The sequence below is a fragment of the Nocardioides humi genome, from assembly GCF_006494775.1.
GTDB lineage: Bacteria > Actinomycetota > Actinomycetes > Propionibacteriales > Nocardioidaceae > Nocardioides > Nocardioides humi.
Window position 1 is genome coordinate 1,050,915 of record NZ_CP041146.1, and the last position, 15,572, is coordinate 1,066,486.

At 74.3% G+C, this 15,572-nt stretch carries 14 protein-coding genes; 6 read left to right on the plus strand and 8 right to left on the minus strand.

What is annotated here, in order from left to right; all coding sequences use genetic code 11:
* Window positions 1-9: 9 nt before the first annotated feature.
* Genes FIV44_RS05130 through FIV44_RS05150 form a run of 5 tightly spaced genes read right to left on the minus strand, consistent with a single transcriptional unit; the run spans window position 10 to window position 6,082 of the window.
* Complete coding sequence (locus FIV44_RS05130; RefSeq protein WP_141003517.1) at window positions 10-903, minus strand: HpcH/HpaI aldolase/citrate lyase family protein; 894 nt, start codon at window positions 901-903, stop codon at window positions 10-12.
* A gap of 24 nt (window positions 904-927) precedes the next feature.
* On the minus strand, window positions 928-2,151 hold the full coding sequence (locus FIV44_RS05135; RefSeq protein ID WP_219996301.1) for a CaiB/BaiF CoA transferase family protein: 1,224 nt from the start codon (window positions 2,149-2,151) through the stop codon (window positions 928-930).
* Window positions 2,144-3,250, minus strand: a complete 1,107-nt coding sequence (locus FIV44_RS05140; protein ID WP_141003518.1) for an ABC transporter ATP-binding protein — start codon at window positions 3,248-3,250, stop codon at window positions 2,144-2,146. The genes FIV44_RS05135 and FIV44_RS05140 overlap by 8 nt, the downstream gene beginning before the upstream one ends.
* Window positions 3,243-4,967 (minus strand): ABC transporter permease, encoded by a 1,725-nt coding sequence (locus tag FIV44_RS05145; protein WP_181411004.1) that lies wholly within the window; start codon window positions 4,965-4,967, stop codon window positions 3,243-3,245. Before FIV44_RS05145 ends, FIV44_RS05140 begins: the two co-directional genes overlap by 8 nt.
* Before the next feature lie 2 nt (window positions 4,968-4,969).
* Window positions 4,970-6,082 carry an ABC transporter substrate-binding protein gene (locus FIV44_RS05150; protein WP_141003520.1) on the minus strand — a complete coding sequence of 371 codons (1,113 nt, stop codon included), beginning with the start codon at window positions 6,080-6,082 and terminating at the stop codon, window positions 4,970-4,972.
* A 173-nt stretch (window positions 6,083-6,255) separates the two neighbouring features.
* Between FIV44_RS05150 and FIV44_RS05155 the strand changes: the two genes are divergently transcribed.
* Window positions 6,256-6,999 carry a GntR family transcriptional regulator gene (locus FIV44_RS05155; protein ID WP_141003521.1) on the plus strand — a complete coding sequence of 248 codons (744 nt, stop codon included), beginning with the start codon at window positions 6,256-6,258 and terminating at the stop codon, window positions 6,997-6,999.
* Between the two features lie 74 nt (window positions 7,000-7,073).
* A complete protein-coding gene (locus FIV44_RS05160) occupies window positions 7,074-8,264 on the plus strand; it encodes a glycoside hydrolase family 43 protein (RefSeq protein ID WP_141003522.1) in 1,191 nt (396 codons plus the stop codon).
* On the opposite strand, the gene FIV44_RS05165 is transcribed toward FIV44_RS05160, so the two are convergent.
* Window positions 8,248-9,054, minus strand: a complete 807-nt coding sequence (locus FIV44_RS05165; RefSeq protein ID WP_141003523.1) for an AraC family transcriptional regulator — start codon at window positions 9,052-9,054, stop codon at window positions 8,248-8,250. The two genes, FIV44_RS05160 and FIV44_RS05165, sit on opposite strands and share 17 nt — an antisense overlap.
* Window positions 9,055-9,104: 50 nt before the next feature.
* On the opposite strand from FIV44_RS05165, the gene FIV44_RS05170 reads away from it, so the two are divergent.
* Window positions 9,105-9,533, plus strand: coding sequence for a DUF2000 domain-containing protein (locus tag FIV44_RS05170; RefSeq protein ID WP_141003524.1), 429 nt, complete (start codon window positions 9,105-9,107; stop codon window positions 9,531-9,533).
* A gap of 42 nt (window positions 9,534-9,575) precedes the next feature.
* Here the strand turns inward: FIV44_RS05170 and FIV44_RS05175 are convergent, their stop codons facing one another.
* Both FIV44_RS05175 and FIV44_RS05180 read right to left on the minus strand, forming a co-directional pair.
* Window positions 9,576-10,178 carry an alpha/beta hydrolase fold domain-containing protein gene (locus FIV44_RS05175; RefSeq protein ID WP_246086816.1) on the minus strand — a complete coding sequence of 201 codons (603 nt, stop codon included), beginning with the start codon at window positions 10,176-10,178 and terminating at the stop codon, window positions 9,576-9,578.
* Window positions 10,179-10,432: 254 nt separating this feature from the next.
* A complete protein-coding gene (locus FIV44_RS05180) occupies window positions 10,433-11,773 on the minus strand; it encodes a Vgb family protein (RefSeq protein WP_141003525.1) in 1,341 nt (446 codons plus the stop codon).
* 141 nt (window positions 11,774-11,914) lie between these two features.
* On the opposite strand from FIV44_RS05180, the gene FIV44_RS31850 reads away from it, so the two are divergent.
* The 3 genes from FIV44_RS31850 to FIV44_RS05190 all read left to right on the plus strand — a co-directional run bounded on the left by FIV44_RS31850 (window position 11,915) and on the right by FIV44_RS05190 (window position 15,560).
* Window positions 11,915-13,429, plus strand: coding sequence for a hypothetical protein (locus FIV44_RS31850; protein WP_246086817.1), 1,515 nt, complete (start codon window positions 11,915-11,917; stop codon window positions 13,427-13,429).
* Window positions 13,430-13,671: 242 nt separating this feature from the next.
* Window positions 13,672-14,433: a tetratricopeptide repeat protein gene (locus tag FIV44_RS31855; protein WP_281285852.1), complete on the plus strand. Its 762-nt coding sequence runs from the start codon at window positions 13,672-13,674 to the stop codon at window positions 14,431-14,433.
* A 38-nt stretch (window positions 14,434-14,471) separates the two neighbouring features.
* Window positions 14,472-15,560, plus strand: a complete 1,089-nt coding sequence (locus tag FIV44_RS05190) for a pyridoxamine 5'-phosphate oxidase family protein (protein ID WP_219996302.1) — start codon at window positions 14,472-14,474, stop codon at window positions 15,558-15,560.
* Window positions 15,561-15,572 lie beyond the last annotated feature (12 nt).

A 15,572-nucleotide genomic window follows, 5' to 3' on the forward strand; every position in this document is an offset into this window, starting at 1 on the left:
TCGTCCGGCTCAGGCGGTCTCCAGCTCCTGCTGACGGGTCGCCTGCTCGAGGACGTGGCGGGCCTGATTGTAGTTGGCCACGTCGACGAAGCTCCCCTCGTGCATGAGCGAGCCTCGTCCCTCCGCAGCCGCCTGCTCGAAGGCGGCGACCACCTCGCGCGCCGCCCGGACCTCGTCGGGCTGCAGGCCGAAGACCTCGTTGAGGACGGGCACCTGGGACGGGTGGATGCAGGGCGCGCCCCGGCTGCCCAGGCTCCTGGCGTCCTCCGCCGTCCGCCGGAAGGCGTCCAGGTCGCCGAAGTCGACGATCAGGCCCGGCAGCCCCAGGGGCTGCACCCCGGCGGCGCGCGCCGCCAGGGTCACCTCGACGAACGCCTGCCTGATGCCGTCCCCCGCGGGGTCGAGGCGGGCCTCGATCGACAGGTCGCCGGTGCCGATCGCCGTCGCCGCGACCCGGTCGCTGGCGCGCAGGATGTCGTCGATGCGGCGCACTCCGCCGGCCGTCTCGATCCGGGCGAAGATCCGGACGTGTCCGCGCTCCAGGCCACGCTCGGCCTCCAGCTCGTCCAGCATCTCGGAGACGACGCGTACGACGCCGGGGTCGTCGACCTTCGGGAGGTTGATCGCGGTGACCGCCGGGTGCACGCTCGCCGCGAGGTCGGGGACCAGGTCCGACCAGTTCCGGTTGACCCGGACCAGCACGTCCCCGCGGCCCTGCGCGACCGTCCCGATCGCATCGGTCAGCCCGGCGCGGGCCGCCGCCTTCTGCTCGCGGGGCACCGAGTCCTCGAGGTCGAGGATGACGGCATCGGCTCCCCGTCGGGTCGCGCCCGCGACGAACCGCGGGCGGTTGGCGGGGACGTACAGCAGCGACCGCCAGGGGGCCGCGTCGTGGTCACGCATGGTTCTCCTCGATGATCTCGTCGGTCAGCAGTGCCGTGATCCGCTCGTCCGCGATCCCGGCCTCGCGCAGCACGTCGGTGGTGTCCTCGCCGAGCAGCGGCGCCGGCCGCCGGATCCCCGAGGGGTGGCGGACATGTGCGGCACGATGTTGTGCATGGCGACGCGCTCCGGCTCGCCCGGACGACCGGGCAGGTCCACGAACACCTTGCGCGCCTGGAAGTGGGGGTCGCGGCGGGCGTCGGCCACGGCGTAGAGCGGGCCGGCCGTGACTCCGTGGCGGTGGAAGTGCGCCAGCGCCTCGTCCCGCGAGTGCTGCCGGACCCAGGCACCGATGATCGCGTTGATCTCCTCGCGGTGCTCCAGCCGGTCGTCGTACGTCGCGAACCGCCGGTCGTCCGCGAAGTCGCCCATGCCGAGGGCCTCGAAGACCCGCTGCACGATCGAGTCCGTGCCGGCCGACAGCGCGATCCACAGGCCGTCGGCGCACTCGAAGATGCCCTTCACCGAGGAGGCGCGCGTCCCCTCGCCCCGCACCGGGAGCCGGCCGAGCTGGTCGAGCAGCGCGTCCGGTCCCATGATCGAGGTGATCGGCTCGAACAGCGACACGTCGACGACCTGGCCCGGTCCGCCGCCGCGCGCGTGCAGGACCGCGGCCACCGTGGCGCAGGCGCCGTAGAGGCCGGCGACCATGTCGGCCAGGGCGGTCGGGGCGGGGACGGGCGGCCGGTCGGCGTACCCGTTGCGCAGCATGTAGCCCGAGACCGCCTCGGCGAGGGTGCCGAAGCCCGGGCGGCTCGCGTACGGGCCGGTCTGCCCCCAGCCCGACAGCCGGGTGACGACCAGGCCCGGATGGCGCGCCAGCAGCGCGTCGGGGCCGATGCCGAGCGACTCCAGCGTTCCCGGCCGGAAGTTCTCGGCCAGGACGTCGAACTGCGGCAGGATCTCCAACAGCAGGGCGCGCCCCTCCTCCGACTTCAGGTCGAGCGCCAGGCTGCGCTTGTTGCGGTTGTAGACGACCCAGTACGGCGACAGGGCGGCGCGTCCCATGCCCCGCATCTCGTCGCCCACCTTCGGCCTCTCGACCTTGACCACGTCGGCCCCGAGGTCGGCGAGGACGAGCCCGCAGTGTCCGCCGGCGGCCAACCGGCCGAGGTCGAGGACACGCACTCCCTCCAGCGGTCCCTTGGCGTCGGGCTGGTAGTCGACGGGGTTCTGGTAGTCGACCGGATCGAGGGTGAGTTCAGGCACGGACTGGCTCCTGGTTCGGGGTCGTGGGAGACGTCGCGTCGAAGACGCGGGCCGCTCCGCTGGGGATGTGGGCATGGGCGGTCGGACCGGCGACGGCATCCCGGCTGTCGACGAAGAAGGACGTCCCGGCGTGCGAGACGCCGTAGCGGTAGTGGGATCCGAGGAACATCCGGGACTCGATCCGGACGGGGATCGATGCGCGGTCGCGCGCCTGCTCGCTGAGCTCGACGTCCTCCGGGCGCACCATCAGCTGGACGTCGCGTACGGCGGCGCCGACCGGAGCGTCGAGCGCGAGCACCGCTCCGTCCTGCCCGATCCGTACGTCCGTGCGCCCACCGGAGGAGCCGACCACCGTCCCGGCGATCAGGTTGCTCGAGCCGAGGAACGAGGCGACGAACGGGGACGACGGCTCGCGGTAGACCTCCTCGGGGGCGCCGATCTGCTCGATCGCGCCGTCCTTCATCACGACGATCCGGTCCGACATGGCGAGAGCCTCGTCCTGGTCGTGCGTGACGAAGATCGTGGTGAGGCCGAGGCGGGCCTGGATGTCCTTGAGCCAGACCCGGGCCTGCTCGCGGAGCTTCGCGTCGAGGTTGGACAGCGGCTCGTCCAGCAGCAGGACCCGTGGCGAGTAGACCACCGCGCGCGCCATCGCGACGCGCTGCTGCTGCCCGCCGGACAGCTCGTGCGGGTACCGCTCGGCGAGATCCCCCATCCCGACGAGCGCCAGGGTCTCCGCGACGGCCGCCGCGATCTCGGCCTTGGGCCGGCGGCGCAGTCGCAGGGGGTAGGCGACGTTGTCGGCGACGCTCATGTGCGGCCAGATCGCGTAGGACTGGAAGACGACGCCGCAGTCCCGCCGCTCGGGCGGCCGGTTGATCCGCCTGGCGCCGTCGAACAGCGTGACCTCCCCGCAGGTGATGGAGCCCCGCGTCGGGGCGGCCAGTCCTGCGATCGACATGAGGGTGGTGGTCTTCCCGCAGCCGCTGGGACCGAGCAGGGTCACGAACTCGCCCTCGGCGACGTGGAAGGAGATGTCCTTCAGGACGGTGTTGTCGCCGTAGTCGAGGCCGAGCCGGTCGATGGTGACGTCAGACATGGGCTTTCACTCCGAAGAACAGGCGGCCCGACCCGAGGACGACGGCCGTGATGAGCATCTGGATGACGCCGAGGGCGGCGACGGGACCGGCGAATCCCGCCAGCCACTGGCGCAGCATGGTCAGTCCGATGACCTCGTTCCCGGACGTCATCAGGAAGATCGCCGGGTCGTAGTCGTTGAGCAGGGCGACGAACATGAGGACGAAGCAGGCGCCGAGCGCTGGACGCAGGAGCGGGACGACGATGGTCCAGCCGGTGCGCAGCCAGCCGGCTCCGCACGTCCGGGCGGCGCCGTCGAGCTCGTTGCTGATCGACAGCAGCGTCGACTCGATCGCCGCGTAGCCCACGGCGGTGTTGCGGATGACGAAGGCGATCATGATCCCCCAGATGGAGGCCCGGACCCAGCCGGACGGATCGACCACGACGAAGGCCCAGAACAGGCCCATGCCGACCACGATGCCGGGCATCGCCCGCGGGAACAGGAGCAGCGGCGGGAGCGCCGTACGGAACCGGAACTCCGAGCGGTGCGCGACCAGGGCGGCGATCGTCAGGGCCACCGTCGAGACGAGGGCGCCGACGACGGCGACGAGGATGCTGTTGCGGATCGAGCGCGTGAACGCGGGGCTGTCGAACACCGTGGAGAAGTTGTGGGTGGTCAGCACCTCCCACGGCGAGATCAGCGGGGAGAAGATCTGGGTGAACGCCGTCATCAGCAGGCCGAAGGTCGGCATGACGATCGCGAGGACCACCCACGCCAGGCACAGCACGGACGCGACCGGGCCGATGATGCCGAGATCGAGCGGACGGCGGGCCTTGGGCTTGCCCGAGGCGGTCACGAACCTCTTGCTGTCGCCCTCGAGCCTGCTGCGCAGCAGCATCATGAGGGTGACGATGAGCAGCAGGGTCGACGCGGTGGCCGAGACCAGGCCCTGGTTGTCCGCCGACCTCGTCCAGTTGTTGTAGATGTACGTCGAGACCGTCTCGATCCCGGACGACGTGCCCAGCAGCAGCGGCAGGCCGAGCGACTCGAACACCATCATGCTGATCAGCACGCCGGCCAGCAGCAGCGACGGCCGCATCATCGGCAGGGTGATCGTGCGCAGGATCCGCGCCGGGCCGGCGCCCGCCGACAGCGCGGCGTCCTCGATCGAGGAGTCGAGCGTCGAGAGCCGCGCCCGCGCCAGCAGGTACACCATGGGCACGGTGCGCTCGAGCGACACCAGGGCCATGCCGGGGATCGAGTACAGGTTCCAGGGGACGCCGCCGAAGGTGTTCGCGAACCAGGTCGAGATGTAGCCGCTGGGCGCGTACATCGAGACCCAGCCGAGGGTGGCCCCGAGCCCCGGGAACAGCAGCGGCGCCAGGAGCAGCACTCCGATCAGCGAGCGGCCGGGCATGTTCGTCCGGGTGACCAGGACCGCCAGGGCGGTGCCGATCAGGATCGACGGGACCGCCGTCAGCACGGCCAGCAGGCTCGTGTTCCACAGCGCCGTCCAGAACGAGGCGTCGGAGAGGAAGGCGGTGTAGTTGTCCAGCGTGAACGAGCCGCCGGACTCGTAGAGCGGCACCGAGCGCAGCGCGGCGTACGCGATCGGGAGGATCGCGCCGAGCAGCAGCACCGCCGAGACGACCAGGGTGATCCACCAGGTCAGCGAGGACGCCGACGGCCGGTGCCGGACCCGCGCGGGCGCGGGTCCGGCGTGACTGCGAAGGGACACGATCAGCCCTTGTCGAGCGCGTCGACCCGCGCCTCGAAGTCCGGCTTGTCGTCGAAGACCTGGCGGCCGAACGGCACGAGGTGGACGTTCTCCTCGCCCAGCTCGTCCTGGATGTGCTTGAGCGCGAAGTCGCCGCAGGTGCCGACCACGTCCTCGCGGACGGCGGTCAGGCCGCTCGCGCACACGACCGTCTGCCCCTCGGCGGACAGGAGGTAGTCCTGGAGCAGGGCGGCCGCGTTGGGGTGCCCGGCGTCGCTCAACGGCGCCACGTAGCGCGGCTGGACCGGGGTGCCGTCGGAGGCGTAGGACCAGCCGACGAGCTTGTCGTATCCCATCGGCGCGAGCAGGCCGCGCGCCAGACCGGACTGGAAGTAGCCTCCGACGTACTCGCCCTGGGCGACCTTCTGCAGCATCGTGCCGCCGGCCGACTCGTAGGTCGTCTCGGGGACCAGGTCGGCGTACACGTCCCAGGCGGCGTCGCCGATGGCGTCGGCCAAGGTCCACATCTGGCTGTAGCCGTTGTCGTTGCTGAGGTCGTAGGTCGTCAGCTTGCCCGGATGGGCGTCGCCGATCGCGGCCAGGTCGGCCATCGAGGCCGGGTACTGGCCCTCGTCGAGGACGGCCTTGTTGTACACCAGGATGCCGGGGTCCGCGGCGAAGGCGTAGACACCGCTCTCCGGCTGGGTGAACTCCGGGAGCTCGGCGGTGAACGGCGAGGTGCGCGCGGCGATCACGTCGGCAAGGTCGAGGAAGGTCTTGCTGTTCGAGTCGATCACCAGGTCGGCCGATGCGGCGCCGGTCTTGGCCTCGGAGAGGACCCGCTGGACGAGCTCGGAGCCGCCGAGGTCGACGGTCTCGATCCTGATGCCCGGGTAGGCCTTCTCGAAGGTCGGGATCAGCCGCTTCCACATGTCCTCGGGCGGGTTGCCGTAGACGACGACCTTCCCCTCGGCGGTCGCCTCGGCGACCTCGTCCTGGCCGATCCCGGCCGCGGCCCTCGTGTTCCTGGCGATGGGCTCGTCCGTGGCGCCGCCGTCGCCGCAGGCCGTCAGGAGGCCGCCGGACAGCAGGGCTGCCGTGCTGACCGCGAGCCAGCGTCGGGTCGGAATCTTCATGGTCGTCCTTTCCTCTCGGGTCGTGCGTGTGTCGGCCACCACACGACCGAACGGCCGTGAGCGTAGGCCGCCCGTTCTCCTGTTTGCAATAGCAAAGTGCCTATCTGCCTGCAATAGTTTTGCTACTGGAATCTTTCGAAGTGGATCTTTGCTATTCGTAGTAGCATCCAGCCATGCCGCCTGCACTCGAACGTCTGGAGACACAGAGCGTCGCCGACCGCTGCTACGAGGCGATCAGCCGCGCCATCACGGTCGGCGAGCTGCGCGCCGGGGAGCGGCTGACGGAGCGCGGGCTGGCCGCCAGCCTGAATGTCAGCGCGACGCCGATCCGCGAGGCGATCAAGCGCCTCGAGCGCGAGGGCCTGGTGGAGCGCCCAGGCCCGCGCACGCTCGTCGTGACGGCGATGACCCCCGCCACCCTGAGCCAGATCATCGAGGCCCGCGCCGCGATCCGCGGCGTGCTGGCCCGCCTCGCGGCACGCCACGCCACCCCGGAGCAGGTCGATGAGCTGATGGCCGTCCTCGACGAGTCCGACGACCTGTGGCGCCTGATCGCGAGCCGCCGGGCCGACGGCCTGCCCATCGACGATCACCTGCGCCGCGTCGCGGACATGACCGACCGGTTCAACCGGCTCCAGTACGCCTGCGCGGGCAACCCGCTGCTGGTGCGCCTGCTGGAGCAGACCGAGGCGTTCAACCACCGTGAGATGCGCGAGCGCACCCAGCGCGCCATGTTGGACCAACAGGTCCCGGGCAACTACCGCTGGAAGGACGACCGCGCCGTCGTCGAGGCCATCGCGCGACGCGACGAGGCGGAGGCGGAGCGGATCACGATCCAGCACGTGCGCAAGGCGATGACCGAGGTGCTCGAGATCTGGCCGCAGACCAGGGGCGACGGCGCACCGGACGAGAGCTGATCGCTCTCGGCGTCGGGGGCAGCGCGATCCGACGGCCCGCGCCCTAGAGTGGCGCCACCGTGGGGAGGTGGGACATGCGCAAGCGGGGCAGGCCGATCGCCGCGCTGCTGGTGCTCGTCGCGATCGGCGCCGCAGCCTGCACCGAGGGTGGAAGCGCGTCGCCGCGCGCGGACCACACCTCCTCCGAGGCCCCGCTGATCCCGGAGGAGAGCGCGCTGCCGACCGCGCTGCCCAGCGACGTGCTCGCGGGCGAGATGCAGGACCTGGCGAAGCTGGCCGAGCGGCTGGCGCAGCAGCTGCCCGCGCAGCGGCGGCCCGCGCCGGTGCGGATCGCGGGCAGCAGCTCGCGCTGGCAGCCGGGCACGGCGTACCGCGGGGTGTTCGCCGATCCGGACATCGTGCGACACCGGGACCGCTGGTACGCCTACGCGACCAACACCTCACACCTGCGGCTGCCCACGCTGACCTCCCGCGACCTGGTCACCTGGACCCCGCTCGCCGACAGCGCGGGCCGTCGGGTGGACCCGCTCGAGATCGGCGGCTGGGTGCGCAGCCGCGACGGCGGCCGCGACCTGTGGGCGCCCGGCGTCGAGAAGGTGGGAGACGGCTGGACGGCGGCGTACGCCGCGCCGGCGGGCACCCAGGGCGGGCAGCGGCACAACTGCATCGGCCTGACCCGCGGGCCCTCGCCGGCCGGCCCGTTCCGACCCGTGGGCGAGCCGATCTGCTACGGCGAGGCGCAGCTGGGTGTCATCGACCCCGACGTGTTCGTCGACGAGCACGGCGTCCCGTGGCTGCTGTGGAAGTTCTCCGGTGTGGTGAACCGCCGCCCGGCCGGCATCTTCATCCGCCAGCTCAACCCGGACGGCACCGGCTTCGCCGACGGCTCGCAGACCCGGGAGCTGCTCACCCTGGAACGGGCCTGGGAGGGCGACACCATCGAGAACCCGAGCATGGTGCAGTTCCGCGGCGTCACCTACCTCTTCTACTCCGGCAACTCCTGGGAGCGGGCCGACTACGCCACCGGGTACGCGATCTGCGCGGGACCCGAGGGTCCGTGCGTCCGCCAGAACCGCGGCGACCCGCTGCTGTCGACCGCCGCGACCGGCCGGCTGGGGCCGGGCGGCGCCTCGGCGTTCGTGGACCACAAGTCGCTGCGGCTGATCTACCACGCCTGGGACCAGGTGGGCCGGACCCGGCAGATGCACATCGCGAGCCTCTGGCAGCGCGACGACGGCACCCTCGAGGTCATCGACCCGGGTTGAGCGACCGGACGTACTCCCCCGGCGTCACGCCGAGCAGGCGCCGGAAGTGCCGGTGCAGGTGCGACTGGTCGTGGAAGCCCACCTGTACGGCGACCTCGGCGGGCGGGTGCCCGGCCAGCAGCGCGTGCCGCGCGGCGTCGAGCCGCCGGCCGACGAGGTAGCGGTGCGGCGGCACGCCGACCTCCCGCCGGAAGACGCGGACCAGATGGGCCGGGTCGGCGCCCAGCTCCGCCGCGGCCTCGGCCAACGAGACGCCCTCCACCATCCGCTCGTCGAGCAGCTCGCGCAACCGGCGGGCCAGGGTCGGCGCGGTGACCGGAGGCGCCTCGGGGTCGACCCGCGCCAGGTGCCGCTGCAGCCGCTCCACCACCAGGGCCAGGCCCACCTCCGCCGCGAGCTCCTCCCCGGGCAGGGCCACCGCGCGGTGCAGCCGGTCGACGGCCGCACGCAGCGCCCCGTCGGCGGGATCCGGCCGGTCGACCCAGCTCCCGACCCGCTCCGGGTCGAGCCGGTCGGCGTCGAGATAGAGCACCCGCTTGCGGAAGCCGCCCGCCTCCGCGCTGCGCCCGTCGTGGGCGACGTACGGCGGCAGCACGGTCACCCGCGAGCGCGCCGTCGCCCGCTCGTGGCGACCGAGGTCGTAGCGCACCGTCCCGTGGTCGACGAGGAGGACCGTCCAGGTGTCGTGGGTGTGCGGCGGGTAGGCGTGGCTCGGGAAGTGCGCGTGCAGCACCTCGGCCACGCCGGGCACGTCGGGCCGCCAGGTGCGGATCCGCGGCCGGGGCGCCATGTCAGGAACGTACAAGACGGGGCCGTCGCGCCCCGGCCAGGCTGGGCGCCGTGGACGACATCCTGCAGCCCCCGTTCGACTCCAAGATCGCCATCGCCGTCCGCGACGACCTGGCCACCTGGCAGCGCCTCAACGTCACGGCGTTCCTCGCCAGCGGCGTCGCCGCGGCGCATCCGCACCTGATCGGCGCGCCGTACGCCGACGCGGACGGCACGGCGTACCTGCCCCTGCTGGGCATGCCGGTGCTGGTGTTCCGGGCGAGCGTGGAGACCCTGGGCGCGGCCCGCGAGCGCGCCGTACGACGCGGCCTGCCGCTCGCGGTCTACACCGGCGACATGTTCCGCACCGGCCACGACGAGGCGAATCGGGCGGTGGTCGCCGCGGTCGGGGGTGCGGCTCTCGACCTGGTGGGCCTGGCCGTGCACGGGCCCCGCAACGCCGTCGACAAGGTGCTCAAGGGCGCGAGCCTGCACCCCTGACCCGGTCGGCGTGCATCCGCATCCAGCCGGCCACCTGCCACATCAGCGGCTCGGCCGCGTCGAAGACGCCGGTGTGCCGCCAGAAGCCGTGCACCTGGCCGAGGTAGCGGGTGCCGACCACCTCGACGCCCGCCTCGGCGAGCAGCAGGGCGAGGTGCTCCCCTCGTCGCGCAGCGGGTCGTGCTCGGCGGTCGCGACCAGGGTCGGCGGCAGCGTGCCGAGGGCGTCCGAGCGCAGCGGCGCGAGGTCCGGGTGCTCGAGGTCGGCGGGCGTGGCGGCGTACTGCTGCCAGTACCAGGCGGCCTCCGCTGGGTCGAAGCCGTCGGCGGCGGTGCGGTAGGAGTCGTAGGACGCCGTGGGATCGAGGAACGGGTAGACCAGCGCGAGGCCGGCGAACCGGCCCGGGTGCCGCAGCGCCGTCACCAGCGCCAGGTTGCCGCCGGCGCTGTCGCCGTGCGCGAACGTCGGCAGCGCCGCGAGCCCGGGCTCGCCGTCCAGCCAGCGCACCGCCGCGGACAGGTCGTCCGGCGCGGCCGGGAACCGGTGCTCCGGCGGGCGCCGGTAGTCCACGCTGAGCACGGCCGCCCCGCTGATGTTCGCGAACCGCCGTACCGCCGCGTCGTGGACCTCGACGTCGTTGAACACGAACCCGCCCCGTGGGCGTGCAGCACCACGGCGTCGTACCCCTCGGGGAGGTAGAGCCGAGCCGGTACGCCGCCCGCGTCGACGTCGCGCACGTCCGCGACCGCGGGCCGCTCCTGGGCCAGGGCGGCCGCGCGGTCGCGCTCCCGCTCGGCCGCGATGTCGTAGGCGGGATCGGTGACGGGGAGCTCCCCGGCGGCGTTCTCGACGGCCGCACGGGCCTGGGGGTGGAGGGCCATGCGGCGGACCCTAGCGAGTCAGCGGGCCCGCGACTTCGCGGGCAGGCACCGCACGTCGGCCGCGGGCGCGGACGCCTTGACCTTCACGAACACCTTCCCGCCGGGCCGCTTGCGCAACTTGACCGAGAACTTCCCGTTGGCCTTCGCCCGGCCGGCGCCGATCTTGCGCGCCTTGCCCTTGCGGGGCTTGGCGTAGGCGACCACCTTGCCGGCCCGGCAGCCGGGCTCGGCCGTGACGACCCGCCCCTTGACCCGCCGGCCCGAGACGGCGCGGAGCTTGACCTTGCGGGCCACCTGGCGGGCGGGGAACAGGTTCGCGTCGACGGTGATCGCGCCGACCCGGTTGGCGCCGGTGTCGAGGAACCACAGGCGCCCGTCGGGACCGAAGGCGATGTCGTCGGGGTCGTGCGGGGCGATGCGGACCCGCGAGATGACGCCGGTGGTGGTGATCCGGCCGATCGCGCCGTCCTCGGCCCACCAGAGGGCGCCATCCGGTCCGGCGGTCATCGAGCCCGGCACCGGGTCGACGTGGGTGGCGAGCTCGGGCAGCGGCCAGGCCCGCAGGCTGGTGCCGTCGAAGCGGCCGACCGATCCGCCCTCGGCGGTGCTGAGCGGCGTGCCGGGCGCGAACCCGGTCGCCCACAGCGCGCCGTCGGAGCCGAACGCCAGCGAGGTGCTGTCGATATTGCTGTTCCCCCAGCTGATCGGGTGGTTGGTCTGGTTGCCCGCCTCGTCGAGCCGCTTGAGGTAGCCCGCGCCGTCGCCGTACCAGAGCGCTCCGTCGGGGGCGACGGCCATCGGCGTCGGGCTGAGGTACGACGTGGCCAGCGACCAGCCCTGGGCCGGATTGGTGTCCGCGTCCAGCAGCCGGTGCACCTGGCCGCCGTCGGCCTGGGTGAGCCACACGCCGCGTCCGCGACCCGCGGCGAGGTCGGAGAAGATGGTCGCGAGCGGCGCCTCGGCCACCCGCTCGACCGTGCCGCCCGTGGTCGCTCGGCCGAGCCGGAACCGGCTGTCGGTGAGGAACCAGAGGTAGCCGTCGGCTCCCCGCACGATGTCGCTCGGGCCGCTGCCGCCGCCCATCGGCGGGACCGGGAACTCGGTGATCGCGCCCGCCGCGGTGATCCGGCCCAGCTTCCAGCCCTTGCGCTCGGTGAACCACAGCTGCCCGTCGGGCCCGACCACGAGCGAGTCCAGGCCGGCGTCGGCGGTCGGCACGGGGTACGTCGCGATGGTCGGCGCCCTGCCCGGGCGCTCCGGCGCGCCCTCCTCCGCCCGGGCGGCGCCCGCCTCCACGCCGGCCAGGGACGCCAGCAGCAGCGTCCCCGCCGCGGCCGCCGCGCACCGTCTGATCCGCACCTCGCCACGCTCCTCTCACCGCCGGTCACCGTGCGAACCGAGGCTGCCGCACCGGCGCGCCGGCCCGCCGCGATCCCGAACGTTCCCGAACGCTCCCGGACGGTCCCGGACGGCCGCGCACGCACCCGGTACGGTCACCGCGTGACAGCCGCACGCCCGGCCTCGGACGAGGGCGCGACCTGGACCCTGGACGACCTCGCCGCCGGGCTGCGGGAGCTGCGCGCCGACGCCGGCAGCCCGTCGTACGCCCGGATCGCCGAGGGGATCGCCGAGGCCCGCCGGGCCCGCGGGGTGCCCGAGCCGGAGTGTCACGTCGGCCGGGTGACCGTCTACGACTGCTTCCGCGCGGGGCGCCGGCGGCTCGACGCGGACCTGGTCGCGGAGATCGTGGAGGCGCTCGGCGGGGACGCCGCCACGGCCGAGCACTGGCGGCAGCGCAGCAGCGCGGCCCAGCACCGGCGGGACGCCGGGATGGTCGGTACGGCGACGGCGCCGGTGCCGCCGCCGGAGGAGCCGTCGATCGACCGGCCCGAGCTGGCGGCCGTGGTCGCGGCCGTCGAGGCCGGCGCCCGGGTCGTCGTGGTCGACGGGCTGGCCGGGAGCGGCAAGACCCAGCTCGCCCGGCGGGCCGCGCAGCGCCTGGTCGCGAGCGGGCGCCTGGCCGGCGGGCTCCAGGTCGACCTGCGCGGGTTCCACGACGGGCTGCCCCCGGTCGCGACCGAGGCCGCCCTCACGGCCGCCGTCCGCGCGCTGGGCGGTGGCGCCGCGCCGGCCGCGCTGCCCACCCGGCGCCAGCAGTACGCCGACCTGCTCCGGGCCCGGCCGCACGTCGTCGTCCTCGACGACGCGGCCGACGAGGAGCAGGTGCGCCCGCTCCTCGTGCGCGCCGGGCCGACCGTGCACCTGGTGACCAGCAGGCTCGCGCTGCTGCCCGACGTACCGGACCGGGTGACGCTCGGCTCGTTCACGCCCCGCGAGTCGGTCCACCTGCTGGGCGCGATCGCCGGCGCCGACCGGGTCGCCGCCGAGCCGGAGGCGGCGGCCGCGCTGGCCGAGGCCACCGGCCACCTCCCGCTCGCGGTGTCCCTCGCGGCGACCCGGGTCCCGCGCGCCACGACTGGCCGCTGGCCGATCTCGTCGAGGTGGCGGACGCCCGGCGCCGCAGCCTGCGGGTCGACGACGCCGTCGCCGAGACCCTCGCGGCGACGTACACGGCGCTCGGCCCGGAGGCGGCCCGGCTGCTCCGGCTGCTGTCCGCCCTGCCGGTCGAGCACCTCGACGAGACGGCCGTCGCGGCGGTCGCCGGGACGCCGGCGGAGGAGGCGGCCGCGGCCCTGGCGGAGCTGTGGCGCCACCACCTGCTCCAGCGCTCCGCGCCGTCCCGCCTGCGGATGCACCCGCTGGTCCGCACGTTCGCGCTCGACCGGTCCCACGACCAGGACCGACCGGTCGAGCGCGCGGCGGCGCAGCGCCGGCTCGCGCAGCACCTGCTCGCCCTGGCCTGGGCCGACCACGTCCACCTGCGCGCCGGCAGCGGCCGGCCGCCGCCGGCCGGCCTCGAGCTGCCCGACCTCGACGCCGACGAGGCGCGCCGCCGGGTCGATCGCGAGTCCGACACGCTGCTGCTGCTCGCCGGCCTGGCCGACGGGCCCCTGACCGACGTCCTGCCGGACCTGGCCCGGGCGCTCGCCTCCCGGCTCGACCTGTGGGGCAGGTACGCCGACGCGCGGGTCCTGCACGAGCGGGCGTGGGCGGTCGCCCGGGCCGCGGAGCGACCGGACGCCGTCCTGCGCGCCCGGCTCGACCTGGGCCGCGCGCTCGTCCGGCTCGGCGACCTGACCGCGGGCGCCGAGCACCTCGGCGCCGTCCACCCGCAGCTCGAGGAGGCCGGCCTCCCGATCGAGGCCCGCGAGGCGCTCAACGGCCTCGCCATCGTGGCCGCCCAGCAGGGCCGGCCCGCCGAGGCCTCCGCGCTCTTCCGGCGCTGCGCCGAGCTCGCCGCCGAGAGCGGTGACCTGGTCGGTCAGGCGCTCTCCCTCGACAACGTCGCCATCGTCGAGCACCGCCTCGGCAACTTCGCCGAGGCGCTGCGGCACCACCAGCTCGCCCAGGGAGTGGCCGAGCGGGCCGGCGCCGACGCGCCGCGCGCGCTGAGCCTGGTCAACACCGCGACCCTCCAGCTCACGCTCGGCGACCCGGAGGCCGCGCTGGCCTCGGCCGAGGAGGGCGTGCGGCTGGCGGAGCAGGTCGGCCACGACCCGGTCCGCGGCTACGGCCTCACCGCGGGGGGCCGGGCACTGGTCGGCCTCGGCCGGCCCCTCGACGGGATCGCCCACCACGACACCGCGCTCGAGATCGCGCGCCGGTCCGGGGACCGGCTGCTGGAGGCGTCCGCGCTGTGCGGCGTGGCGAGCGCCCGGCTCGCGCTCGCCGAGCACGCCGCCGCCCGGGACGGCTTCGCCCGCGCCGAGGAGATCGCGGTCGCGGCCGGTCTGCTGCCCGAGCAGGTCCGCGCCCGCCGCGGGCTCGCCGACACCGCGGCCGCCGCCGGCGACGACGCGGCCGCCGCCGCCCACCTGGCCGGCGCGAGGGAGCTGGTCGAGGCCGCGCCGGAGACCGAGCAGGTCTATCTCCGCGCGTGGCTCGACGGGCCGGGCTGAGACTGCTCACATTTGTTAGGTCGACCTAACCTTCTCCCGTGGGCGACATCGTCACGACCGGCCACCTCACCACGATCGAGCGGCTCGAGCGCGCCGTGGGCGGCCGCACGCCCGCCGGGCACCTGAAGTCGATCCCGGCCCTGGACGAGCACTGCGTCGCCTTCCTCCGGCACTCCCCGCTGGCCGTCGTCGGCCTCCAGCACCGCGACGGGTCCCAGTCCACGACCCTGCTCGGCGGCACGCCGGGCGTGCTCACCCCCGTCGCGCCCGATCGGCTCCGGCTCGACTGGGCGGAGGTCCCGGCCGAGATCGCGGCGGCCGGCGACGGCGCGCCGGTGGGCCTGGTGGCGCTGGTGCCCGGGTACGGCGAGACGCTCCGCGTCAACGGGCGGCTCGCGGTCACCGGCGCGGGAGCCGACCTGGGAGCCGAGGTGCGCGTGGAGGAGGCGTTCCTGCACTGCGCGAAGTGCATGATCCGGTCCGAGCTCTGGGCCGAGCCGGACCTGCCCGGTGCCGGCACCGAGACCGGCACCGGCACCGAGGCGGAGGGCGATCTCGCGACGCCGGCCGTCGCCGCGTTCCTCGCCCGGGCGCGGTTCGTGACGCTGACCACCACCGACGGCGCCGGCCACACCGACGTCAGCCCCAAGGGCGACCCGGCGGGCTTCCTGGCGGCCGTCGACGCCCGGACCCTGGCCCTGCCGGACCGGCCGGGCAACCGGCGTACGGACTCCTGGCACAACCTCCTCGAGCACGACCGGATCGCGCTGGTCGCGCTGACACCCGGCGATCTGCGGGCGCTGCACGTCCGCGGCCGGGCCCGGATCAGCGACGACGAGGACCTGCGGGCCCGGTTCGTGGTGCAGGGCAACGTCCCGAAGGTCGTCCTCGTGGTCGACGTCGCGTCCGCCGAGCTGCGGCACGAGCCCGCGCTGGCCGACGCGGCGCTGTGGGACACCGTCCACCATGTCGCGAAGGGCGTCCTGCCCCGGGCCAGCCGGATCTGGACCGACCACGTCAAGCTCAACGAGGACTCCGGGCTCGCCGCCCGGGTGGCCCGGGTCGCGGTCTCCGAGCGGGCGCTGCGGGCCGGGCTGGCCGCCGACTACCGCCGCAACCTCTACTGATCGAGATGGCGC

Excerpts from the sequence above, each read along its gene's own strand:
- FIV44_RS05150 (WP_141003520.1), bottom strand. The coding sequence starts at position 6,082 with ATGAAGATTCCGACCCGACGCTGGCTCGCGGTCAGCACGGCAGCCCTG.
- FIV44_RS05165 (WP_141003523.1), bottom strand. The coding sequence starts at position 9,054 with ATGGCGCCCCGGCCGCGGATCCGCACCTGGCGGCCCGACGTGCCCGGC.
- FIV44_RS05130 (WP_141003517.1), bottom strand. The coding sequence starts at position 903 with ATGCGTGACCACGACGCGGCCCCCTGGCGGTCGCTGCTGTACGTCCCC.
- FIV44_RS05140 (WP_141003518.1), bottom strand. The coding sequence starts at position 3,250 with ATGTCTGACGTCACCATCGACCGGCTCGGCCTCGACTACGGCGACAAC.
- FIV44_RS05155 (WP_141003521.1), top strand. The coding sequence starts at position 6,256 with ATGCCGCCTGCACTCGAACGTCTGGAGACACAGAGCGTCGCCGACCGC.
- FIV44_RS05160 (WP_141003522.1), top strand. The coding sequence starts at position 7,074 with ATGCGCAAGCGGGGCAGGCCGATCGCCGCGCTGCTGGTGCTCGTCGCG.